The organism is Denitratimonas tolerans (genome assembly GCF_037203605.1).
GTDB lineage: Bacteria > Pseudomonadota > Gammaproteobacteria > Xanthomonadales > Xanthomonadaceae > Denitratimonas > Denitratimonas tolerans.
In genome coordinates, this window is record NZ_JBBDHC010000002.1 from 185263 (window position 1) to 206108 (window position 20846).

Annotated in this window: 20 protein-coding genes; 8 read left to right on the forward strand and 12 right to left on the reverse strand. The window is 67.9% G+C overall.

Annotated features, from left to right (window positions below):
* Positions 1-40: 40 nt before the first annotated feature.
* The 3 genes from WB794_RS02085 to pilG all read right to left on the reverse strand — a co-directional run bounded on the left by WB794_RS02085 (position 41) and on the right by pilG (position 3184).
* Positions 41-2071, reverse strand: coding sequence for a methyl-accepting chemotaxis protein (locus WB794_RS02085; protein WP_337334185.1), 2031 nt, complete (start codon positions 2069-2071; stop codon positions 41-43).
* A gap of 25 nt (positions 2072-2096) precedes the next feature.
* Positions 2097-2654, reverse strand: a complete 558-nt coding sequence (locus WB794_RS02090) for a chemotaxis protein CheW (RefSeq protein WP_337334186.1) — start codon at positions 2652-2654, stop codon at positions 2097-2099.
* Positions 2655-2788: 134 nt separating this feature from the next.
* Positions 2789-3184: a twitching motility response regulator PilG gene (gene pilG / locus WB794_RS02095; protein ID WP_337334187.1), complete on the reverse strand. Its 396-nt coding sequence runs from the start codon at positions 3182-3184 to the stop codon at positions 2789-2791.
* A 169-nt stretch (positions 3185-3353) separates the two neighbouring features.
* Between pilG and gshB the strand changes: the two genes are divergently transcribed.
* Genes gshB through WB794_RS02120 form a run of 5 tightly spaced genes read left to right on the forward strand, consistent with a single transcriptional unit; the run spans position 3354 to position 7166 of the window.
* Complete coding sequence (gene gshB / locus WB794_RS02100) at positions 3354-4301, forward strand: glutathione synthase (RefSeq protein ID WP_337334188.1); 948 nt, start codon at positions 3354-3356, stop codon at positions 4299-4301.
* Complete coding sequence (locus WB794_RS02105) at positions 4298-5161, forward strand: energy transducer TonB (RefSeq protein WP_337334189.1); 864 nt, start codon at positions 4298-4300, stop codon at positions 5159-5161. The genes gshB and WB794_RS02105 overlap by 4 nt, the downstream gene beginning before the upstream one ends.
* A 51-nt stretch (positions 5162-5212) precedes the next feature.
* Positions 5213-5779: a YqgE/AlgH family protein gene (locus WB794_RS02110; RefSeq protein WP_337334190.1), complete on the forward strand. Its 567-nt coding sequence runs from the start codon at positions 5213-5215 to the stop codon at positions 5777-5779.
* The gene (gene ruvX / locus WB794_RS02115) at positions 5776-6228 is read left to right on the forward strand and encodes a Holliday junction resolvase RuvX (RefSeq protein ID WP_337334191.1); all 453 of its coding nucleotides are present in this window, start codon (positions 5776-5778) and stop codon (positions 6226-6228) included. Before WB794_RS02110 ends, ruvX begins: the two co-directional genes overlap by 4 nt.
* A gap of 17 nt (positions 6229-6245) precedes the next feature.
* Positions 6246-7166 (forward strand): aspartate carbamoyltransferase catalytic subunit, encoded by a 921-nt coding sequence (locus tag WB794_RS02120; RefSeq protein WP_337334192.1) that lies wholly within the window; start codon positions 6246-6248, stop codon positions 7164-7166.
* Positions 7167-7180: 14 nt separating this feature from the next.
* Here the strand turns inward: WB794_RS02120 and queG are convergent, their stop codons facing one another.
* The 7 genes from queG to WB794_RS02155 all read right to left on the reverse strand — a co-directional run bounded on the left by queG (position 7181) and on the right by WB794_RS02155 (position 16143).
* Positions 7181-8245 carry a tRNA epoxyqueuosine(34) reductase QueG gene (queG, locus tag WB794_RS02125; RefSeq protein WP_337334193.1) on the reverse strand — a complete coding sequence of 355 codons (1065 nt, stop codon included), beginning with the start codon at positions 8243-8245 and terminating at the stop codon, positions 7181-7183.
* A gap of 53 nt (positions 8246-8298) precedes the next feature.
* Positions 8299-9429, reverse strand: coding sequence for a PilT/PilU family type 4a pilus ATPase (locus WB794_RS02130; protein ID WP_337334194.1), 1131 nt, complete (start codon positions 9427-9429; stop codon positions 8299-8301).
* 106 nt (positions 9430-9535) lie between these two features.
* The gene (locus WB794_RS02135) at positions 9536-10573 is read right to left on the reverse strand and encodes a type IV pilus twitching motility protein PilT (protein WP_337334195.1); all 1038 of its coding nucleotides are present in this window, start codon (positions 10571-10573) and stop codon (positions 9536-9538) included.
* 144 nt (positions 10574-10717) lie between these two features.
* Positions 10718-12205 (reverse strand): NAD(P)(+) transhydrogenase (Re/Si-specific) subunit beta, encoded by a 1488-nt coding sequence (locus WB794_RS02140; protein ID WP_337334196.1) that lies wholly within the window; start codon positions 12203-12205, stop codon positions 10718-10720.
* 1 nt (position 12206) lies between these two features.
* Positions 12207-12506, reverse strand: coding sequence for an NAD(P) transhydrogenase subunit alpha part 2 (locus tag WB794_RS02145; RefSeq protein ID WP_337334279.1), 300 nt, complete (start codon positions 12504-12506; stop codon positions 12207-12209).
* 37 nt (positions 12507-12543) lie between these two features.
* Positions 12544-13674, reverse strand: a complete 1131-nt coding sequence (locus tag WB794_RS02150) for an NAD(P) transhydrogenase subunit alpha (RefSeq protein WP_337334197.1) — start codon at positions 13672-13674, stop codon at positions 12544-12546.
* A 144-nt stretch (positions 13675-13818) separates the two neighbouring features.
* A complete protein-coding gene (locus tag WB794_RS02155; RefSeq protein WP_337334198.1) occupies positions 13819-16143 on the reverse strand; it encodes a DUF1631 domain-containing protein in 2325 nt (774 codons plus the stop codon).
* 181 nt (positions 16144-16324) lie between these two features.
* On the opposite strand from WB794_RS02155, the gene WB794_RS02160 reads away from it, so the two are divergent.
* The gene (locus WB794_RS02160; protein ID WP_337334199.1) at positions 16325-16891 is read left to right on the forward strand and encodes a nitroreductase family protein; all 567 of its coding nucleotides are present in this window, start codon (positions 16325-16327) and stop codon (positions 16889-16891) included.
* Positions 16891-17778, forward strand: a complete 888-nt coding sequence (locus tag WB794_RS02165) for a 5'-3' exonuclease (RefSeq protein ID WP_337334200.1) — start codon at positions 16891-16893, stop codon at positions 17776-17778. The genes WB794_RS02160 and WB794_RS02165 overlap by 1 nt, the downstream gene beginning before the upstream one ends.
* Positions 17779-17799: 21 nt before the next feature.
* Here WB794_RS02165 and WB794_RS02170 read toward each other — a convergent pair whose 3' ends face one another.
* Positions 17800-19185: an L-dopachrome tautomerase-related protein gene (locus WB794_RS02170; protein WP_337334201.1), complete on the reverse strand. Its 1386-nt coding sequence runs from the start codon at positions 19183-19185 to the stop codon at positions 17800-17802.
* 147 nt (positions 19186-19332) lie between these two features.
* Here WB794_RS02170 and WB794_RS02175 point away from each other — a divergent pair, with 147 nt between their 5' ends.
* Positions 19333-19878, forward strand: a complete 546-nt coding sequence (locus tag WB794_RS02175; RefSeq protein WP_337334202.1) for an NUDIX hydrolase — start codon at positions 19333-19335, stop codon at positions 19876-19878.
* Positions 19879-19940: 62 nt separating this feature from the next.
* Here WB794_RS02175 and WB794_RS02180 read toward each other — a convergent pair whose 3' ends face one another.
* Entirely contained in the window at positions 19941-20843 is a 903-nt protein-coding gene (locus tag WB794_RS02180; protein ID WP_337334203.1) for a TMEM43 family protein, read from the reverse strand.
* Positions 20844-20846 lie beyond the last annotated feature (3 nt).

Here is a 20846-nt window from a genome sequence, read left to right on the forward strand (position 1 = left end):
TACCGTGGCCATTCCGTCGCAGCCCCCGTCCGCCCGCACCTCAGCCCGGCAGCTTGAAGTCGGCGACCGAACGACGCAGGTCGGCAGCCAGCTGGGCGAGGTTTCCGATCGACTCGGCCGTCTGGCTCGCGCCAACCGAGGTCTGCGTGGTGATTTCCTGAATCACGTTCATCGTGGCCGAGATGTTGGTTGCGGCAGCCGACTGCTGGCGCGCCGCCTCGGAGATGTTCTGAATCAGGTCGGCGAGGTCGTTGGACACCTTTTCGATCTCGCCCAGGGCCAGGCCCGCGTCCTCGGCCAGTCGCGCACCGGCCACCACTTCGGCGGTGGTCTGTTCCATCGAGGACACCGCTTCGTTGGTATCGGCCTGAATTGTCTGCACCAGCGTCTCGATTCGCTTGGTCGCATTCGCGGAGCGTTCCGCCAGTCGCTGCACTTCGTCGGCCACCACCGCGAACCCGCGGCCCGCCTCACCGGCCGAAGCAGCCTGAATGGCGGCGTTCAGTGCCAGGATGTTGGTCTGCTCGGCAATGTCGTTGATCAGTTCCACGATCGAACCGATTTCCTGCGAGCTTTCACCCAGACGCTTGATTCGCTTGGAAGTTTCCTGAATCTGGTCGCGAATCGAGTCCATGCCCTGAATCGTCTGGCGCACGACTTCGGCGCCCTTTGCGGCGATCTGCACCGAGCGCTGCGCCACGTCCGCCGATTCGGCCGAGTTCTTCGACACCTCGTCGATCGAAACCGCGATTTCGTTGATCGCGGCCGAGGCCGAGGTGATCTGCTGCGCCTGGTGCTCGGCGGCTTCGGCCAGATGCATCGCGGTGGCCTGCGTTTCCTGGGCAGCGGCAGCCACCTGCACGGCGGTTTCGTTGATGGTGGTAACGAGGGAGCGCAGCGCCTCGACCGCGAAGTTGATCGAGTCCGCGATCGCGCCGGTGATGTCCTCGGTCACCGTCGCGCGAACGGTCAGGTCGCCTTCGGCCAGCGAACCCATTTCGTCCAGCAGGCGCAGGATGGCCTCCTGGTTGCGCTGGTTCAGTTCCTGGGTGACGCGGAAGCGCTTGACCTGGTCGCGGTACAGGGTGAACAGCAGGCCGAGGATGGCGATGATGGCGGCCGCGCCTGCGGCGATACCGATCCACACGCTCGGGAACGCGCGGCTGGCGGGAAGATTGACGAACGCCTGGGTCAGGTTTTCCGCGCCGCCCAGGAGCTGGGCCGAGGCCTGCGAGATTTCATCGGCGGCGTTCTTGACTTCAAACAATTCGGTGGAGGCGTCAAGGATGGCGTCAACGTTTTGCTCGAGGTCGGAATAGAGCGTGGCCACGCGCGCCAGCGACTGGCGGGCCACCGGACTGTCGATGCGGCGGATGTTCTGCTCGGGCAGGCCGTTCTGGAGGCCACCGAGCACCTGGCTGAAGAGGGTGGCGTCGCGCGAAAACCGGTCGGCGGCGGACGTGGCCGCGGCACCGCCCTGACGAATCTGGGTCACGTGGCGCAGCATGCGGTCGGCCAGCACGATCTGGCGGATGGCGGTGGAAAGCTGGGCATAGCTGGCGTTGCCGGCCTCACCCATCGCGCGCACCACCTCGTCCATCTCGGCCTGGATCAGCGGCACGGCGTTGGCGAAGCGGTCGGCGGTCTCGGTCAGGCCCAACACCAGCTCCCGACTGTCGAGGATGCGCCGGGCCGCGTCGTTCATCGGCCCCCAGGTCTCGGTGACGCGCTGCAGCGGCACGCCGACGGTCGCGTCGCCGGCGTAGGCCGGGTTGCTTGCGCCGCCCTTGTTCAGGGCATCGAGGTTGGCCTGGATCGCGATGCGCGTGCTTTCGAGCTCGTCGAACGCGTCCACGCCGCCGGATGCGGCGTCCTGTGCAGCCTTTGCCACCTGCTGCGACAGCACGCGCACGTCGGCCACCAGGTCACGGGCCTGCCCCTCCTCGCCCGCGTATTTGGTCGAGAGCACGGCGTTGGCGATCAGCGCCAGCAGTGCGATTACCAGCAGGAAGATCCAGAAGTTGATCATCCCGCTGCGTTCTTTGCCGGTACCGGCGCCCAATGTGCTCATCGCAAGAACCTCACCCTGAAATGCATTACATACCGCCCTGTGCGGCGGCGGCCTGCCTGAATTCCGGCGTACGCGTCAATCGCGCCATGTCGAACACTCCCCAGACCGTGTCGCCCAGTCGATAGGCGCGCTGCACGAAGGGCGCATAGCCGCTCCCCGCCACGCCCTCCACGGCCACGATCTGGCCTTCGTTGAAGTTGCGCTGTCCCAGCAGTTCGTCGATGAGGACCGCGACGTTGCCGCCGCTCTGCCGGATCACCAGCGCGCGCGTGGTGGCGTGCTGCACCGTGCGCTCGCCTTCCAGATATTGCTTGAGGTCGACGATGGGCAGCAGCGAGCTGCGCAGGTTGGCCACGCCCAGCAGCCAGGTGTCCGCGCCGGGCACGGGCGTCAGCGGCGGCACCGAGATGATCTCCACGACCTCCGCGAAACTCGCGGCCAGGCGCTTTGCACCCAGACGAAACGCTATGCCGCGCCACAGGCCGGGGGCATCGATCTGGTCGGGCAGGCCCGCGACGTGGGTCAGGCTGCGTCGCTCGTAGTCGGTCAGGATGTCGAACGGGGTGGCCGAGGAGAACGTCATGGGTCAGCCTCCCGCACAGCCGTGAAGGACAGCTGCCCGACGGCACGGCGCGCGCCGCGCGTTCCGGGCAATCGCACAACCTGCCTGCACTGGATTTCGGACTTCAGCCATGCTCCCCCCGCAAGAGTTGGCGGTCAATCATGCACCACATGCCGCCGTATCGCCGAGAGTAGTTCCTCGCGGGTAAACGGCTTGGTGAGGTACTCCTCGGAACCTACGATTCGCCCGCGCGCCTTGTCGAACAATCCATCCCTGGACGACAGCATGATGACCGGCGTCGACCGGAAAAGCTGGTTGTTCTTGATAAGCGCGCAGGTCTGATAGCCATCCAGCCGCGGCATCATGATGTCCACGAAGATGATCTGGGGCTGGTTGTCGGCAATCTTGGACAGTGCCTCGAATCCGTCCGACGCCGTGAAGACCTCGCACCCCTCCTTCTTGAGAAGGGTCTCGGCCGTGCGTCGGATGGTCTTCGAGTCGTCGATGACCATCACCCGCATCCCCGCCAGACTGCCTGTGTTGCCATCCATCCAATGGTCCCTCTGTGGCACGGCACGCAGTCGCCGCGCATTGACGTCTTATCGCAACGGAAGCCGATGTCTGTCAAGGCATCTCCCCGAAATCTCGCCCCGCTGCTGCGATGCTAGTATAAGCACACGCCCGCCCTATCGCGGGCGTTTTCATGAAAAAGGTGTGATCGTGTCGCTTGAAGTACTCGTGGTGATGGACCCGATCGAGTCGATCAAGGTCGGCAAGGATACGAGCTTTGCGCTGCTGCTTGAGGCGCAGCGCCGCGGGCACCGCATCCATGTGGCCGGAATCCCGGATCTGGGCGTGCGCGATGGCCGCGCCATCGTGCAGGCCACGCCGCTGCAGGTGCGTGACGACCCCGAGGCCTGGCACATCCCGGGAGCGCCGCAGGAGCGCGCCTTGGGTGGCTTCGCCCTGGTCTTCATGCGCAGCGACCCGCCGGTCGACGCCGCCTACCTGCACGCCACCCAGATCCTGAGCCTGGCGCAGCATCAGGGCGCACGCGTGGTGAACGATCCGCAGGGCCTGCGCGACATGAACGAGAAGCTCGCCGCGCTGGCGTTCCCGCAGTGCTGCCCGCCGACTCTGGTGTCCTGCGAAAAAGCCGCGCTCAAGGACTTCGTGTCCGAATTCGGGGACTGCGTGCTCAAGCCGCTGGACGGCATGGGCGGACGATCGATCTTCCGCGCCCGTGCCGGCGAGTCCAACCTCAACGTGATCCTCGAGACGCTGACCGAGGGCGGGCGGCAGTTCGCCATGGCGCAGAAGTACCTGCCGGAGATCGTCGAAGGCGACAAGCGCATCCTGCTGATCGATGGCGAGCCCGTCCCATACGGCCTCGCGCGCATCCCGCAGGGTGACGAATTCCGCGGCAACCTGGCGGCGGGCGGGCGCGGCGAAGGCCGGGCGCTGACCGAGCGCGACCGCTGGATCGCCGCGCAGGTGGGGCCGGATCTGGCGAGGCGCGGCATGCGCCTGGTCGGCCTCGACGTGATCGGCGACTGGCTGACGGAAATCAACGTCACCAGCCCGACCTGCATGCGCGAACTCGACGCGCAGTTCGGCCTGAACATCGCCGGCGATCTGTTCGACCGGCTCGAGGCCGCGCCGGCGTGACGACCGCTCCCCCGGTCACCAGCGGGGACCGTCTCGGGGCGACCCTGGTGTTTTCGCTGATCGCCCACGGCGTGCTCGCGCTGGGCGTTGGATTCGCCATCGAGGATCCGGCCCCGGTGCTGCCGACCCTGGACGTGATCCTGGTGCAGACCCACTCCGACCAGGCGCCCGACAAGGCGGATTTTCTCGCCCAGGCGAACCAGTCGGGCGGCGGCGAGGTCGACACGGTAGAACGCCCCAGCGAACCGCAGCCGGCACCGGCACCCAACCCGGTACCCGGCGTCGCGCCCGCGCCGCTGGAGGCCGGTTCGCCGCGCCCGCAGCAAACCCATGCCGAGGCCGTGGTCGCCTCGATCACGCCGGATCAACAGCAGGTCGACACCACCCGCGCCGTGGTCACACCCAGCACGCCGCTGCCTACCAACCGCGAGCTGATCGAGCGCAGCCTGGAAATGGCGCGGCTGGCGGCTTCGGTGGAGCAACGCGAGCAGCAGTATGCGCGCCGCCCCAAGCGCAAGTTCGTCTCCGCCAACACGCGCGAATACGAATACGCCTCCTATCTGCGCGCCTGGCAGGCGCGGGTCGAACGCATCGGCAACCTCAATTATCCCGACGAGGCGCGTCGCCGCAGCCTCATCGGCCAGCTCGTGCTGACGGTCGCCATTCGCCGCGACGGCAGTGTGGAAGACATCACCATCGTCCAACCCAGCGGACTTGCCGTGCTCGACGAGGCCGCGGTCCGCACCGTGCGCCTGGCCGAGCCCTTCGCGCCGCTGCCCGATTCGGGCGACGGCACCGATATCCTGCACATCACCCGCACCTGGCATTACCTGCCCGGCAACATGATGCAGAGCCGCTGACGCCGTACACTTCCGGATGGCGGGGCGGGCTGAAGGCCGTAGAATGGCACCATGCAAAGCACGGACTCACTCGCCAACCGCTTCCTGATCGCCGTTCCGGGCATGGACGACCCGAACTTCAACGGCGGCGTCGCGCTCCTGTGCCACCACAGCGCGGAGGGCGCGATGGGTCTGCTGGTCAATCGCACCTCGGACTTCATCCTGGGCGAAGTGATGGCGCAGATGGGCATCCAGTCCGTCGATCCGCAGCTGGCCGCCATGCCGGTCCTCGCCGGCGGGCCGGTGGAACCGGAGCGCGGCTTCGTGCTGCACAGCCCGGACGGCGGCCCCTGGGACTCGACCTTCGAAGTATCCGGCGAGATCCACCTCACCACCTCCAGGGATATCCTCGAAGCCATGGCGCGCGGCCAGGGTCCACGGCACGCGGCGGTGGCGCTGGGCTATTCCGGCTGGGGCGTGCTGCAGCTCGAGAGCGAACTGCGCGAACACGTCTGGCTGTCGGTGGATGCCACGCCCGACATCGTGTTCGAGGTGCCGCTCGAAGCGCGCTGGCGGGCCGCGACGCGCCTCATCGGGATCGATCCCGCGGCGCTGGCCAGCTACAGCGGAAACGCATGAGCGACACCGCCACGACCATCTGCGTACTGGGCTTCGACGTCGGTGCACGGCGCATCGGGGTGGCCGTCGGCAATACCGTATCCGGAACCGCGCGCCCCATCGCCATGGTGGCGGCGCGCGACGAAGGGCCGGACTGGGATGCGGTCAGCGCCCTGGTGCGCGAATGGCGCCCGGATCGGCTGGTGGTCGGCGAACCACTGACCCTCGACGGAGAACCCCAGCCCGCAACCCACATGGCCCGGCGCTTTGCGCGCGAAGCTGCGGTCCGCTATGCGCTGCCGGTCGACCTGATCGACGAGCGCTCCAGCTCGCGCGAAGCCGAACGACGCTTCGCCACTGCCCGCCGCGACGGCCGAGCGCGCCGACGCGACGCGAAAGCGATGGATGCGCTCGCGGCGCAGGTCATCGTCGAACGCTGGCTGGGCGAATCACCCCTGCCCTCACCCTGACATTTCCCGAGAGCCCGATGCGCCACCTGCTCACCCTCGAAGACCTGCAGCGCGACGAAATCACCCGCCTGCTGGATGCCGCCCAGGCGCTGCGGCCCCACGCCCTGCGGCGCAGCGCGCACCGCCCGCTGCGCGGCCTGACCGTGGCCAACCTGTTCTTCGAGCCGTCCACCCGCACCCGCGCCTCCTTCCAGCTTGCGGCCGAAAGGCTCGGTGCGGACGTGCTCAACTTCGAGACCGAGAGTTCCTCCACCCGCAAGGGCGAAACCCTCGTGGACACCCTTCGCAATCTCGAAGCCATGGGCGCCAGCCTGTTCGTGGTGCGGCACACCCACAGCAGCGTGCCCGCCTCGCTCGCGGCGGCGGCAGCGCCCGCCAGCGGCGTCATCAGCGCCGGCGACGGGCACCACTCGCACCCGACCCAGGGGCTGCTCGACATGCTCACGATCCGCCAGCACAAGGGTGAGGACTTCTCCCGCCTGAAGGTCGCCATCGTCGGCGACATCCGCCACTCGCGCGTAGCGCGCTCGGATGCGCAGGCGCTGCGTGCGCTGGGCGTGCGCGACCTGCGCCTGGCGGCACCGGAGGCGCTGCTGCCTGATCGAAGCGACCCCAGCTTCGCCGGCGCGCAGGTGGCCGGAACCCTGGACGCCGCGCTCGACGGCTGTGACGTGGTGATGATGCTGCGCCTGCAGCGCGAGCGCATGGACGAGGGCCTGGTCGCCTCGCTGGAGGAGTACTACCGCGACTGGGGCCTGTCCCCCGAACGGCTCGCGCTGGCGCGACCCGATGCCATCGTGCTGCATCCGGGGCCGATGAACCGCGGCGTGGAGATCGCCGACGCGGTGGCCGACGGGCCGCAGTCGGTGATCCTGGAGCAGGTGTCCAACGGCGTCGCGGTGCGCATGGCGGTGCTCGAACGCCTCGCTCGGCGCTGAGCACTGATCGCCCCTCAACCGGAATCCGCGCCCTTCTCGCGCTGCCGGGCCAGCGCCCAGGCCACGTGCTCGCGCACCACCGGCGAAGGATCGTCGGCGCGCGCACGCAGCGCCGCCGTCACCTCCTGCGAGCACGCAGCGTTGCCCAGCGCGATGGCGATGTTGCGCAGCCAGCTCTCGTAGCCGGCGCGACGGATCGACATGCCTTCGGTCTTGTCGAGATACGTGGCCTCATCCCACCCGAACAGTTCCACCAGCTTCAGCCCGTCCAGCCCGTGGCGCGGTGCGAAGTCCGCCTCCATGCTGACCCGGGCGTACTTGTTGAAGGGACAGACCAGCTGGCAGTCGTCGCAACCGAAGATGCGGTTGCCCATCAGCGGGCGCAGGGCTTCGTCGATCGCCCCCTTGTGCTCGATGGTGAGGTAGGAAATGCAGCGGCGCGCATCGAGCCGGTAGGGCCCTACGATGGCACCGGTGGGACACAGGTCGATGCAGCGCGTGCAGCTGCCGCAGTGGTTGCTTGCCGGCGCGTCGACGGGCAGCGGCAGGTCGGTGAATATCTCGCCGAGGAAAAAATAGGAGCCGGCGGTCTTCGACAGCGTCAGGGTGTGCTTGCCGCGCCAGCCCAGCCCGGCCTTTTGCGCCAGCGGCTTTTCCATGATCGGGGCCGAATCGCAGAACACGCGGTAGCCGAACGGGCCGATCTCGCCGACGATGCGGTCGGCAAGCTTCTGCAGGCGCTTGCGCACCAGCTTGTGGTAATCGCGCCCCAGCGCATAGCGCGAGATGTAACCTCTGGTCCCGTCATGCAGGACGTCCCAGGCGCGTCCGATGTCCACCGGCGCGTAGTCCATGCGCAGGCTGATGACCCGCAGAGTGCCCGGATGCAGTTCCTCCGGCCGGGTGCGCAGCCGCTCGCGCTCTTCCAGCCAGGCCATGCTGCCGTGGTGCCCGGCGTCGAGATACTCGCGCAGGCCCGCCGCCGCCTCGGAAAGATCGGTATCGCTGATGCCCGCCTCGGCGAAGCCGAGCTCGGCCGCCCAGCTTCTGATGCGCGCGACAAGCCCTGCGGGATCCATGCGAGATGACGGAATCTGCGATCCGAGCGCCGTTGCGACACGCCCGCCGCGGGCTAGCGCACCTCGGTCAGCTCGATCCCGTCCATGCCCTGACTGAGGGTATGGGCGTCGCCGCCCTGCGCCAGCTTGATCCGCAGGCGAACCTCATTGGTCGAGTCGGCGTGGCGCAGCGCATCTTCGTAGGAGATTTCGCCGGCCTGGTAAAGCTCGAACAGGCTCTGGTCGAAGGTCTTCATGCCCAGCTGCACCGACTCCTTCATCACCTCCTTGAGCTTGTGGACCTCGCCGTCGCGGATGTAGTCCTGCACCAGCGGCGTGCCCAGCAGGATTTCCATCGCCACCTTGCGGCCCTTGCCGTCCGGCGTTGGAATGAGCTGCTGCGCGACCACGCCCTTGAGGTTCAGCGAAAGGTCCATCAGGAGCTGGCTGCGGCGGTCTTCCGGGAAGAAGTTGATGATGCGGTCCATCGCCTGGTTGGCGTTGTTGGCATGCAGGGTGCACAGGCACAGGTGGCCGGTTTCGGCGAAGGCGATGGCGTGATCCATGCCCTCGCGGGTGCGGACCTCGCCGATCATGATGACATCCGGTGCCTGGCGCAGGGTGTTCTTGAGCGCGGCCTCCCAGGTGTCGGTGTCGATGCCGACCTCGCGCTGGGTCACGATGCAGCCCTCGTGCCGGTGCACGAACTCGATCGGATCCTCGATGGTGATGATGTGGCCGGTGGAGTTCTGGTTGCGGAAGCCGATCATCGCCGCCAGCGAGGTGGATTTGCCGGTACCGGTGGCACCCACGAAGATGATGATGCCGCGTTTGGTCATCGCCAGGGTCTTGACCACCGCCGGCAGCGCCAGCTCGTCGATCGTCGGGATCTTGGTCTCGATCCGGCGCAGCACCATGCCGACCTGGTTGCGCTGGTAGAAGCACGACACGCGGAAGCGGCCCACGCCCGACACGCCAATGGCGAAGTTGCACTCGTGGGTCTTTTCGAACTCCTCGCGCTGGCTCGGCGTCATCACGTTGAGCACCAGATCGCGGCTCTGCTGCGGCGAGAGCGGATCCTGGGTGATCTTCATGATCTTGCCATGCACCTTCATCGACGGCGGCGCGCCGGCGGTGATGAACAGGTCCGACGCCTTCTTGTGCGCCATCAGCTTGAGGAACGAGGTGAAATCGATGCTGCTCATGGTTGGCTCCTGCGGAGCCGGGAATGGAGAATGGAGAATCGGAATCGTCAAAGCCGACGCGCTGCGTGCTCTTGACGATTCTCCATTCCCTGTGCCCTATTCCCGGTCATTCGAATAGACGCTTGTCCTTGGCGTAGCTGCGCGCCGAAACGCGCGTGATCAGGCCGCGCTTGACGAGATCCTGCAGGCACTGGTCAAGCGTCTGCATGCCGACGTTCTGGCCGGTCTGGATCGCCGAATACATCTGCGCCACCTTGTCCTCGCGGATCAGGTTGCGGATCGCGGGCACCGCGACCATGATCTCGTGCGCGGCGACGCGGCCGCCGCCGACCTTCTTGAGCAGGGACTGCGAGATCACCGCGCGCAGGGATTCGGACAGCATCGATCGCACCATCGGCTTTTCACCGGCCGGGAACACGTCGATGATGCGGTCGATGGTCTTGGCCGCCGAGCTGGTATGCACGGTCGCGAACACCAGGTGCCCGGTTTCCGCCGCGGTCAGCGCCAGACGGATGGTTTCCAGGTCGCGCAGCTCGCCCACCAGGATGTAGTCGGGGTCTTCGCGCAGGGCCGAGCGCAGCGCCTCGTTGAAGCCGTGGGTGTCGCGGTGCACTTCGCGCTGGTTGATCAGGCACCGGTTGGAGGTGTGCACGAATTCGATCGGATCCTCGACGGTGAGGAAGTGCCCGTATTCGTTCTTGTTGATGTGGTCGACCATCGCCGCCAGCGTGGTCGACTTGCCCGACCCGGTCGGGCCGGTGACCAGGATCAGGCCCTGCGGCTGGTCGATCAGCTCGCGGAACACCTTGGGTGCGGCCAGGTCATCGAGGGTGAGAACCTCGGAGGGAATGGTACGGAACACCGCGCCCGCGCCGCGGTTCTGGGTGAAAGCGTTGACGCGGAAGCGCGCCAGGCCGGGAATCTCGAAAGAGAAATCGACTTCGAAGAACTCCTCGTAGTCGCGCCGCACCTTGTCGGACATGATGTCGTACACCAGCGCATGGACCTGTTTGTGGTCCAGCGCCGGGATGTTGATGCGGCGCACGTCGCCATCGACCCGGATCATCGGCGGCAGCCCCGCCGAAAGATGCAGGTCAGACGCCTTGTTCTTGACCGAGAACGCCAGAAGTTCCGCGATATCCATGTCCTGTCCTCAGCAATCCGCTCACGTGGTGGCGCGCGTCACGCCCCGGTTCGCAGGCGGCGGTTTCACGCGAGTATAGCGCTGAATTCCGCAGCCGCCAGCCGCGCGCCGCCCGGCTCGGACGGCAGCGCCCCGGGGCGGGAATCAGTGCCCGCCACCGCCCTCCAGTGCCTTGAGTTCGGCGATGAGCTTCGTTGCCGCATCCTTGCCGTCGGCATAGAGCATGCGGGTGTTGTCGGCGTAGAACAGCGCGTTTTCGATGCCGGCAAAGCCGGTACCCTTGCCGCGTTTGATGACGATGACCTGGCGCGAGTTCACCACGTCGAGGATCGGCATGCCGTAGATCGGCGAGGACTTGTCGGTGCGCGCGGCCGGATTCACCACGTCGTTGGCACCGATGACGATGGCCACGTCCGTGGTCTTGAACTCCGGGTTCACGTCGTCCATGTCGGCGATGAGGTCATAAGGCACGCCGGCCTCGGCCAGCAGCACGTTCATGTGGCCGGGCATGCGGCCGGCGACCGGATGGATCGCGAAGATCACCTCCTTGTCGGCCTTGAGCAGGGCCTGGGTCAGTTCCCAGATCTTGTGCTGGGCCTGCGCCACGGCCATGCCGTAGCCCGGCACGATGACGACCTTTTCGGCCAGATACAGCAGCGAAGCCGCGTCCGGTGCCTCGATCGGCTTCTGGCTGCCGGCGATCTCGCCGCCGCCTTCGCCGCCGCCACCGAAATTGGAGAACAACACGTTGCTGATCGGCCGATTCATGGCCTTGGCCATGAGCTGGGTGAGCAGCAGGCCGGCCGCGCCCACCACCATGCCGGCGATGATCAGCGCCTCGATGCCGAGCACATAGCCTTCGAACGCGACCGCCAGGCCGGTGAGCGCGTTGTAGAGCGAGATCACCACCGGCATGTCGGCACCGCCGATGGGGAGCGTCATCAGCACACCCACGGCCAAGGCCAGGAGGAAAAATCCGATGACCACCGGAATGCTGAGATCCCACACCAGCCAGGCACCCAGCGCCAGCGTCGCAATGAACACGGCGAGGTTGAAGTACTGCTGGCCGCGGAAGGTGAAGCGTTTGTCCAGGCGGCCGTCGAGCTTGGCCCAGGCGATGACCGAACCGGAGAAGGAAATCGCGCCGATCAGGGCACCCACGACGCCCAGCACCATGCCGCTGCGGCCCATGCAGGCGTGATCGGCGATGGCCGCCGCATCGCAGGTGCCGGTGAACAGCGCGGCCTTGAGCAGGGCCACGCCGCCGATGGCGGCGGCCGAACCGCCGCCCATGCCGTTGAAGATCGCCACCATCTGCGGCATGTCGGTGATCGGCACCCTGCGGCCCCAGACCCAGAACACGCCGGACAGCGCCAGCGCCAGCACCATCAGGCCGAGGTTGAGCCGGTCGATGTTCGCCAGGCTCCAGTCGGCACCGTGGCCACCCCAGGTGGCCGGCGCGATGAAGGTGACGGCCACGGCCAGCACCATGCCCCAACCGGCCTGCACGATGCCGGCGCGCGCGGTGACCGGCGAGGACATCCGCTTGAGGCCGAAGATGAAGAGGAGCGCCGCCAGCAGATAGCTGGCCTTGGCGAGGACATCGAGTGCGTGGGCAAGCGAGATATCCATGTTACTTGCCTCCGCCCGGCTTCTTGCTGGACTTGAACATGTCCAGCATGCGCTCGGTCACGACGTAGCCGCCCACGGCGTTGCCCGCGCCCAGCAGCACCGCGACAAAGCCGATCGCGCGCTCCAGGTTGGTATCGGCATGGGCCAGGGCCACCATGGCACCGACCACCACGATGCCGTGCACGAAGTTGGAGCCGGACATCAGCGGCGTGTGCAGGATCACCGGCACGCGCGCGATGATCTCGTGGCCGAGGATGGCCGCGAGCAGGAAGATGTAAAGCGCGACAAACCCGTCCATCAGCGTGCGTCCCCTTGTATGCGATGCGTGTGTGCTGCGCTCATGCGCCGCCCTCGATTTTTTGGCGCGTGGCCTCGTGCCGGATCCGGCCGGCGTGGGTCAGGCAGGTCTGGGCGATCAGTTCGTCCTCCCAATCCAGCACCAATTCGCCCTCGTTGAGCGAAAGCGCCAGGAAATTGAAGAGGTTGCGCGCGTACATCTCGCTGGAATGGATCGCCCCCATGCTCGGCAGGTTGAGCGGGCCGGCGAGCGTGACGGCATTGTGTACGAAGGTTTCGCCCGGCCGGGTCAGCTCGCAGTTGCCGCCGGTTTCGGCCGCCAGGTCCACGACCACTGCGCCCGGCTTCATGCCTTCCACCATCGCGGCGGTGAGGATTTTCGGGGCCGGGCGGCCCGGCACGGCCGCCGTGGTCACCACCGCGTCGATGTTCTTCAGATGATTGGCCAGGCGCTGCTGCTGCTCGGCGCGTTCTTCGGCGGTCAGCTCGCGCGCGTAGCCGCCGCTGCCGGCGGCGCTCACGCCCAGATCCAGGAACTTCGCGCCGAGGGATTCGATCTGTTCGCGGGTTTCCGGACGCACGTCGAAGCCTTCCACCTGCGCCCCCAGGCGACGCGCGGTGGCGATGGCCTGCAGGCCCGCCACGCCCGCGCCGACGATCAGCACCTTCGACGGGCGGATCGTGCCGGCGGCGGTGGTCAGCATCGGGAAGAACTTGCCCGACAGTTCGGCGGCGATCAGCACCGCCTTGTAGCCGGCCATGCCGGCCTGCGAGCTGAGCACGTCCATGGCCTGGGCGCGGGTGGTGCGCGGCAGCAACTCCATCGCGAAAGAAGTGATCTTGCGGTCGCGCAGCGCCTTGACCCGTTCCGGATCGGCGTGCGGCTGCATGAAGCCGATCACGATGCTGCCTTCGCGCAAGCCGGCGATGGTGTCCAGCGAGGGCGGCTGCACCGCCAGCAGCACATCGGCGCGCGCCAGCGCCGCCGCTGCGGTCGCCTCCACCTCCACGTCGGGAAAAATCCCGTCGGGCTGGTTTGCGCCGCTGCCGGCACCGGCCTCGATGACGACCTGCGCCCCGAGGGCCTTGAGCTTTTTTGCCACTTCCGGCGACAGTGCGACGCGCCGCTCGTTGGGTGCACGCTCGCGCAGTGCGACTACGGTGACCGTCATGTCTCCCTCGTGGTGGATGCGCTGGCGTCCAGCGGGCTGCCGGATGCTACCGCATCGCGGGGGCGCAGGTCATCGCACGGCAAACGGCCCGTTGGACGCGATCACCCGCAGCGCGCCCTGCCCGCGCCGCGCTGCAGCACCCGGTCAGGCGCGCCCGCCTGCGCGCAGCTTGCCGAGCACCTGGCTCATCGCGTGCTCGAACGCCTCGTCGTTCTGACGGATGTTCAGCCGCTTCTCGCGCATCATCGCCGCCAGCTCCTCGGGCGAAGCCACACAGTAGCGCAGGCCGCGCCGGTTGACGAACAGCATCCGATTGGAGATCGGGCTGACCCAGGACAGCTTGGCCGGCACCACCGTGCCGTTTTCCTCGGTGAACTGGATCCAGGTGCCCACCTGCAGCTTGCGCACGCGATCGGCATCGGCCTCGTCGAACTCCAGCGCGGGGCCTTCGGGCTCATCGATGGCGACAGGCACCTCGGAATCGGGTACGGCAGCCGGCGGCGCGTTGCGTTCCAGCGCCGCGACGGCGGCGTCCTCGACCACGCCATCCTCCGCCTGCGGCAAGGCGATCTCTTCATCGCCCAGGGCGTGCCGCAGGGAAACCATGACGTCCTCGACCGCCGAACCCGCGCAGCCGGCGCTGACCAGGATCGGCTGCAGGCGCGGGCGCATGGCGGCCAGGCGCTCCGCCCGATTCACCGCGTTGTCGAGCTTCAGCAGTCCGGCCAGATCCTCGCCCACCGCGACCGCCTCGGCGTACTTGCCGGTGCTGCCGGTTTCGTCGCGCAGTGCGCAGAGCGTGAGGTGATGGGTCCAGTAGCGCCGCAGGAAGGCTTCGATGGCCGGGGGCAGGTCGCCATGGCGCTCCAGCAGCGCGCGCAGATCCTCCAGCGAGGTGACGCGCGCCTGCTCCAGTCGCTCCTTGCCGCGCTGCGCCTCGGCGGTGCGCCGCTCGGCCAATGCGACGCGACGGCGGTGGTTCTCGATGAATTCGCGGAATTCCTGTTCGAGCGCCTCGAAGATCGCGATGTCCTCGTTGAATTCGGCCACCAGCTGATCGATGGTGCGCTCCACGCGCGTCATCAGCTCGCGCTCCTGCGGGGCCTGGCCGGTATTGCCCTCGCAGGCCTCGGCCAGCGCGTTGAGCAGGCGGCGAGCCGGGTGGGTCTTCTGCAGGAACATGCGCCGGTCGAGCATCGCCACCTTGACGAAGGGCACGATCAGCCGGCCGATGAGCTGGCGCGAATCGGTATTGAAGTCGCGCTCGTCGAGCAGCACGTCGAACAGCATGCCGACCAGATCGATCGAGTCTTCGTCGGACGCCGCCATGCGCGAGCCCGGGCTGACGCCGAGGCGCTCGGCACCCTTCAGCAGCTCGCGCTTGATGTGCTGGGTGATGGATGCGTTCGGATCGCTGACGGCCTCCTGCAGCCCGGCGGGCATCTCGTTCTGGAACAGGCTCAGCACCGAGAGCACCTCGTTCGCGCTCATCTGCGGCGCGCCCTCGCCTGCGCCGTGCCCGGCGTGTGCATCCGATGCGCCGTCGGCCAGCGAGCGCATGCGCCGGTAACCGCTCAGCAATTCGTGCAGGCTGGCGAAGATGCTGCGCTCGGCGGCGGTCTCGGGGACCGGGACGTAGCGTGTTCCCGCCGGCGGAGCCGCCATCTGCACCGTGCCGTAGCCCGCCGCCTCGGCGGCGTGCGGATCATCGCCCGGCAATTCCTCCGGACCGCGCGGGCGACTGTCGCGCGCCGCCTGCGGCATGCGCATGTAGGTCGGTTTGATTTCCGGCGCGATGCCCGCGTCCACCAGGGCGCGATTGGTTTCGTTGTAGAACGCGGCCAGACCGTGCCCCATCTCGCGCTCGTACAGCTTGAACAGCAATACCTTGATGCGGATGGAGACCTCGCTGGTCTGCATCGAGTGGCGGAAGGCGAAGGCCACGTGCGGGGGCGCGATCGGATTGGCTTTTTCGTCCAGCTCGTCCATCCCCGCGATGATGCCCATGCGGTAGTTGAGCTGGCCCAGCAGCGGCCCGAACTGGCGCGACAGCGCGGTGGCGATCATGCCGGTGCCGAGCTGTTCCTCGAGCTGATCCTCGGACATCAGGCTCAACTCCTGCGACTCGGCAAGATTGCGCTGCAGGTCCACGATCAGCGGGGTGCGGCGCTCGAGCGCCACGAAGGCCGAAATGAGGTGCTCGGCGAAGCGCTGCTCGATCTCCTGCCGCTGCTTGCGCAGCTCGCGCATCGCGTCGAAATAGTCCTGACTGCTGATCGACCCGTCGCCGCGCTGCACGAAGTCGAACAGGGTGTCATCGGCCTTGTCGAGCACCTCGGCCACCAGCCCGGAAAGGCGCTTGATCGCCCGCATGCGGATCGACACCAGCATCGGGTGTGGCTCCCCGCGTCCGACCGCGTTTCGGACGCTGAAGTCAACGACCTTGTCGGCAGGGAATGGCGCCGTCATAGTGAACTCTCCTGTTGCAGGCACAGCGGGCGACACGCGCCCGGAACTCTGGATTGCGTCCAGCAAGCCATCACCCGGATTCCCCGGATACGAGTATGCCGGATTCTATCCTGCGGGTTGTGAACCTTCCCGCGGTTTGCCCACCGTTCGTCCTGTCCCACTGCGCATTTCCCGGAATCCCATGGACCACCTGACCTTTCTTTCCCGCCGCCTTTCCGTGCCGTCCGGCCAACTGGCCGCTCCCGGCCCGTCCCGCGATCAGCTGCAGCAGATGCTGGCGGCGGCGATGCGGGCGCCGGACCACGGCCGCCTTGCGCCGTGGCGGGTTCTCGCGATCGAAGGCGAGGCCCGCCATGCGCTGGGGGAATTCCTCGCGCAGCGCGCACTGGAGCTCAATCCCCAGGCGGCGCAAGCCACGCTGGACAAGGACCGCCGGCGCTTTTCCCACGCGCCGCTGGTGCTGGCCGTGGTGGCCCGCCTGCAGCAACCCTCGCGCATCCCCGAGATCGAGCAGATCCTGAGCACCGGCTGCGTCTGCTTCACCCTGCTGCAGGCCGCGCAGGCCCTGGGTTTCGGCGGGCAGTGGCTTACCGGCTGGGCGGCCTACGACCCGGCCGTTGCGGCTCACCTGGGCCTGGCGGGCAATGAGCGCATCGTGGGCTTCATCCACGTCGGCAGCATCCGCGAACCGGCGTCCGAGCGTCCGCGCCCGGCGGTGGAGGCGCACTTCTCGGTGTGGCAAGGCTGATGCCCAGGCTCCATCTTGTCGACGCCAGCCTGTACGTATTCCGGGCCTGGCACTCCCTGCCCGCGGACCTCACGGGTGCGGACGGCTGGCCGGTCAATGCGGTGCACGGCTTCGCGCGCTTCCTGCTGGAACTGCTGGAGCGCGAGCGCCCCACCCACGTCGCGGTGGCCTTCGATGAGTCGCTGGAAAGCTCGTTCCGCAACCGGATCTACCCGGCCTACAAGGCCAATCGCGAGCCGGCACCGAAGGAGCTCAAGCGCCAGTTCGGGCAGTGCCAGCAGCTTGCCGCCGCGCTGGGACTGGTGGTGCTGAAGGATGCCCGCTACGAGGCCGACGACCTCATCGGCACGCTTCTCGCGCGCCAGCGTGCGCGCGGGTTCGCGGGCGTGATCGTGTCGGCCGACAAGGATCTCTCGCAGCTTCTCGGCCCGTCCGACCAGCAGTGGGATTACGCACGCGACCTGCGCTGGGATGCCGCCGGCACCAAGGCCCGGCACGGCGTCCATGCGCACCAGATGGCGGACTATCTGGGCCTGGCGGGCGACGCGGTCGACAACATCCCGGGCGTGCCGGGAATCGGGAACAAGACCGCCGCGGCCCTGCTGGAGCACTTCGGCTCGCTCGACGCGCTGCTCGCGCGGGTGGATGAACTGCCGTTCCTGCGCCTGCGGGGCGCCGCCGCGCACGCCGCGCGCCTGCGCGAGCATCGCGCCCAGGCCCTCATGTCGCGTGAACTGGCCACCATCGCCCTGGACGCGCCGCTGCCCGAAGGCATCGGCGACGCCGCGCGCCGCCAGGTGGACACGACGCTGCTCGACGAAGTTTTCGAAACAGTCCGGATCGGCCCCATGACCCGCCGGCGCGCGCTGGCGCAGGCCGGGCTCTGAGCGCTGCCGGCAAGCGTCGAGTTACTGTCGAACGCCCGGCTCGTCGGACTGGAAGTCCGCGTCCATGCGCAGGATCCGCGTGCCTTCCAGGCGGTCCTTGTTCCTGAGCAGGCCGAAGCGGTCGTAGTTGTCCTTCTGCTCGTTGGCGATCAGGTAGAGCGTGGTGCCGTCCAGCGCGGTGGTGCCGATCTTGCCGAACTGCGGATTGCTGGCCTCGATCGGGCGCACCCCGACGATCGTGTCGCCTTCAGGCGAGAGCGCAAGCCGCATGACGCGCGCCGGGTTCATGCCGCTTTGCACCGCCAGCAGGTCGTTGCCGACCACCTCCAGCGCGCTGATGCCCTCCAGCGAGAGCTTCTCCGGCACGCGCACGTCGAAGGGCTGGGCGTTGCTGAGCGTGATCCCGAGCACGCCGCGCTCCGGATCGGCCATGTACAGGCGCCTGCCGTCCGTGGAAACCGCCAGCGCCGAGATCGAGCTGAGCATCGGCGCGTGGAGGATGCGGCGGAACTGGTCGTCGCGCACCTGGTAGATGGCGCGGTTGACGCCATCGGCCACATACACCTCGCCATCCTTGCCCAGCGCTATCGAGGACAGCAGGAAGGACTGCCCCGGCACAACCGGCGACAGGTAGCTCTTGAGGAACTTGCCGGTCTTGAGATCGAACTTGAAGACGCCGGCGCGCCCCAGATCGGCCTCGGGCCGGTAGCTCTTGAAATGCGGCACCGCGGTGGACGCGACCCAAAGCACGTTGCGCGGAGCATCGACGACCAGGTCGAACACCGCCCACATGCCATTGTCGGCATCGGCCGAGGCGATCGGGGCCAGCTTGCCGCCCTCGCCCACCGCGTACACCTTGCCCTCGCGCGCGCTGCCGACCAGCAGCTGCCTGCGGGTGGCATCGAACGCCATGCTTTCCAGCAGCAGGTCCTCGCGCGGCAGCGTGTACGCGAGCTTGCCTTCGCCGAACGGCTGGCGGTTGCGGTCGAGGTTGTCGAGGATGTAGCCCCAGACCTCGGTATCGGCGATCCGCGAGAAACGCTGGTCGCCGCGAAGGTCGTAGGCGTAGCCGGCATTCTGCATCTCGATCAGCAGCGTATAGGCTTCGCTCTTGCGATCCTCGCGCGCCAGCGTCACCGCCTTGTCGAGCTTGTAGGCACCGATATGCGGACGCAGCGCGATGCGGCGATCCAGCGCGGCCAGCTCGGCGTTCAGGTCGCCGTTTTCGCGGTAGTACACCACCAGCTGCGACAGCGTCTGAAGATCGTCCACGGCAGCGATCCTGGCCTCCAGCTCCGGCGACGGCGCTGCCGCGCTGGCGGCATCCTGCGGCGTGGGCATGAGCGCCTGGGCGTGGGCCAGGCCGAGCGATGCGGCGAACAGGACGGGGACGAGAATCGATTTCATGGGAATACCTGGGGTTTGGGGGCGACTTGGACCGACGCTGCGCGCGGAGGTTCCGCCGCCGCGCGCGGCCGCGAGCGGCGCGGCGGTCGATCCGGACGCGGATCCGGGTGAAAATGCCGCAGATCAGGGTAGCGCGGGGCGCGAACGATGGACCAAACCGACACGCTTTTCAATGGCCGCTACCTGCGCATCCGGCGCCGCGGGCACTGGGAATACGCCGAACGCACCAACGCCAGCGCCGCCGTCATCATCGTGGCGGTGACGCCCGAGGACCGCCTGCTGCTGGTCGAACAATTCCGCATACCGGTCAACGCCCGCAGCATCGAAATGCCCGCCGGTCTGGTCGGAGACATCGCGGACGGCGAATCGGTGGAGGCGGCGGCGCTGCGCGAGCTGGAGGAGGAAACCGGCTGGCGCGCGGGCCGCATCGATTACCTGATGGCCGGCCCGTCCTCTTCGGGCATGAGCAACGAACGGGTTGCCTTCGTGCGCGCGCTGGATCTGGTTCGGGTCGGGCCGGGCGGCGGCGACGAGACCGAGGACATCCGCGTGCACGAAATCCCGCGCGCCGACGCCGCCGCCTGGCTGTCCGCGAGGATGCGCGAGGGCTACTCGATCGACCCCAAGCTCTACGCCGGACTCTGGTTCCTCGATCGCAATCCGGACGGCAGTCCGGCCCGGCGCACGCCCTGAGCGGCCCGTCACGCCAGTGCACGCAGCGGCCGCGCCGTGCGCACACGCGGCGATGGAGCCGGTCAGGCGGTTACCGGCGGCAGCAGACGCGCGACCAGGATCGCAACGAGGATCGCGCCTACGCCCACCCAGGCCGCCACCGCCAGCAGCGCCACGCCGCCCAGCCTCGCCAGCGCCGAACCGGGCCGCGCCAAGGCCGCGCCGGCGCGCAGCGCCAGGCCCGCGCCCAGCAGCGCGAGGATGAAGGCCGCGCTGCGCGCGATCCAGCGCAGGGCCTGCGTCACCTCATCATCGGCTGCGGCGCGCGCATCTTCCTGCGTGCCCGCCGCCACCGGCCCGGGCGCGGGCAGCAGTTCGAAGCGCACGCGCAGGTCACCGACCTCGGGAATGGCCCCCTCCGGCGTGGTGACCCACCAGGCACCATCGGCGCGGAACGCCGCCGCGAGATTCTCGGGCAGCGCGAGTCGCGCCGGCGAAACCGCGCGCCAGCCGGACTGTGCAATTCCCGGTATTTCAATCGATTGCGGGCTGCCGAAGCTCTGGCTGCGATAGGGCGGTGCCGGCGGATTGGCGTGTTCTTCCGGCCGGGAAAAGCGGGTCGAGTCGATGATCCGTTCGCTCCAGAGGCGCTGGTAGCCCGCGTGCTCGGACACGATTTCGTCACCCGGATCAAGCGGTTGGCCAACGCCTTCTCGCCACTGCAGCATCTGCACCACGCGCCGCAGCGCCAGGCCTTCCAGGCTCACGCCGAAGGCCTCGTCGCGCAGCACGGGGGGCGCTTCCTGCGGTGCTTCGACAACGGCTGCGGGCGCACTCTCGCCCGCGGCTGACGCTGGCGCACTGCGCACCAGAATGACCATCCAGACCACCGCCGCGGCCAGCAGCGCCAGGCCCAGCGCAAGCATGGCCACGTCCGCGCCGCGCGCCGCGCGCATGGCGACGGGTCGATGGTCGAGCGGTGTCATCGG

Excerpts from the sequence above, each read along its gene's own strand:
- WB794_RS02085 (WP_337334185.1), bottom strand. The coding sequence starts at position 2,071 with ATGAGCACATTGGGCGCCGGTACCGGCAAAGAACGCAGCGGGATGATC.
- WB794_RS02090 (WP_337334186.1), bottom strand. The coding sequence starts at position 2,654 with ATGACGTTCTCCTCGGCCACCCCGTTCGACATCCTGACCGACTACGAG.
- pilG (WP_337334187.1), bottom strand. The coding sequence starts at position 3,184 with ATGGATGGCAACACAGGCAGTCTGGCGGGGATGCGGGTGATGGTCATC.
- WB794_RS02110 (WP_337334190.1), top strand. The coding sequence starts at position 5,213 with ATGCAAAGCACGGACTCACTCGCCAACCGCTTCCTGATCGCCGTTCCG.
- ruvX (WP_337334191.1), top strand. The coding sequence starts at position 5,776 with ATGAGCGACACCGCCACGACCATCTGCGTACTGGGCTTCGACGTCGGT.
- WB794_RS02120 (WP_337334192.1), top strand. The coding sequence starts at position 6,246 with ATGCGCCACCTGCTCACCCTCGAAGACCTGCAGCGCGACGAAATCACC.
- queG (WP_337334193.1), bottom strand. The coding sequence starts at position 8,245 with ATGGATCCCGCAGGGCTTGTCGCGCGCATCAGAAGCTGGGCGGCCGAG.
- WB794_RS02130 (WP_337334194.1), bottom strand. The coding sequence starts at position 9,429 with ATGAGCAGCATCGATTTCACCTCGTTCCTCAAGCTGATGGCGCACAAG.
- WB794_RS02135 (WP_337334195.1), bottom strand. The coding sequence starts at position 10,573 with ATGGATATCGCGGAACTTCTGGCGTTCTCGGTCAAGAACAAGGCGTCT.
- WB794_RS02140 (WP_337334196.1), bottom strand. The coding sequence starts at position 12,205 with ATGGATATCTCGCTTGCCCACGCACTCGATGTCCTCGCCAAGGCCAGC.
- WB794_RS02150 (WP_337334197.1), bottom strand. The coding sequence starts at position 13,674 with ATGACGGTCACCGTAGTCGCACTGCGCGAGCGTGCACCCAACGAGCGG.
- WB794_RS02155 (WP_337334198.1), bottom strand. The coding sequence starts at position 16,143 with ATGACGGCGCCATTCCCTGCCGACAAGGTCGTTGACTTCAGCGTCCGA.
- WB794_RS02160 (WP_337334199.1), top strand. The coding sequence starts at position 16,325 with ATGGACCACCTGACCTTTCTTTCCCGCCGCCTTTCCGTGCCGTCCGGC.
- WB794_RS02165 (WP_337334200.1), top strand. The coding sequence starts at position 16,891 with ATGCCCAGGCTCCATCTTGTCGACGCCAGCCTGTACGTATTCCGGGCC.
- WB794_RS02170 (WP_337334201.1), bottom strand. The coding sequence starts at position 19,185 with ATGAAATCGATTCTCGTCCCCGTCCTGTTCGCCGCATCGCTCGGCCTG.
- WB794_RS02175 (WP_337334202.1), top strand. The coding sequence starts at position 19,333 with ATGGACCAAACCGACACGCTTTTCAATGGCCGCTACCTGCGCATCCGG.
- WB794_RS02180 (WP_337334203.1), bottom strand. The coding sequence starts at position 20,843 with ATGACACCGCTCGACCATCGACCCGTCGCCATGCGCGCGGCGCGCGGC.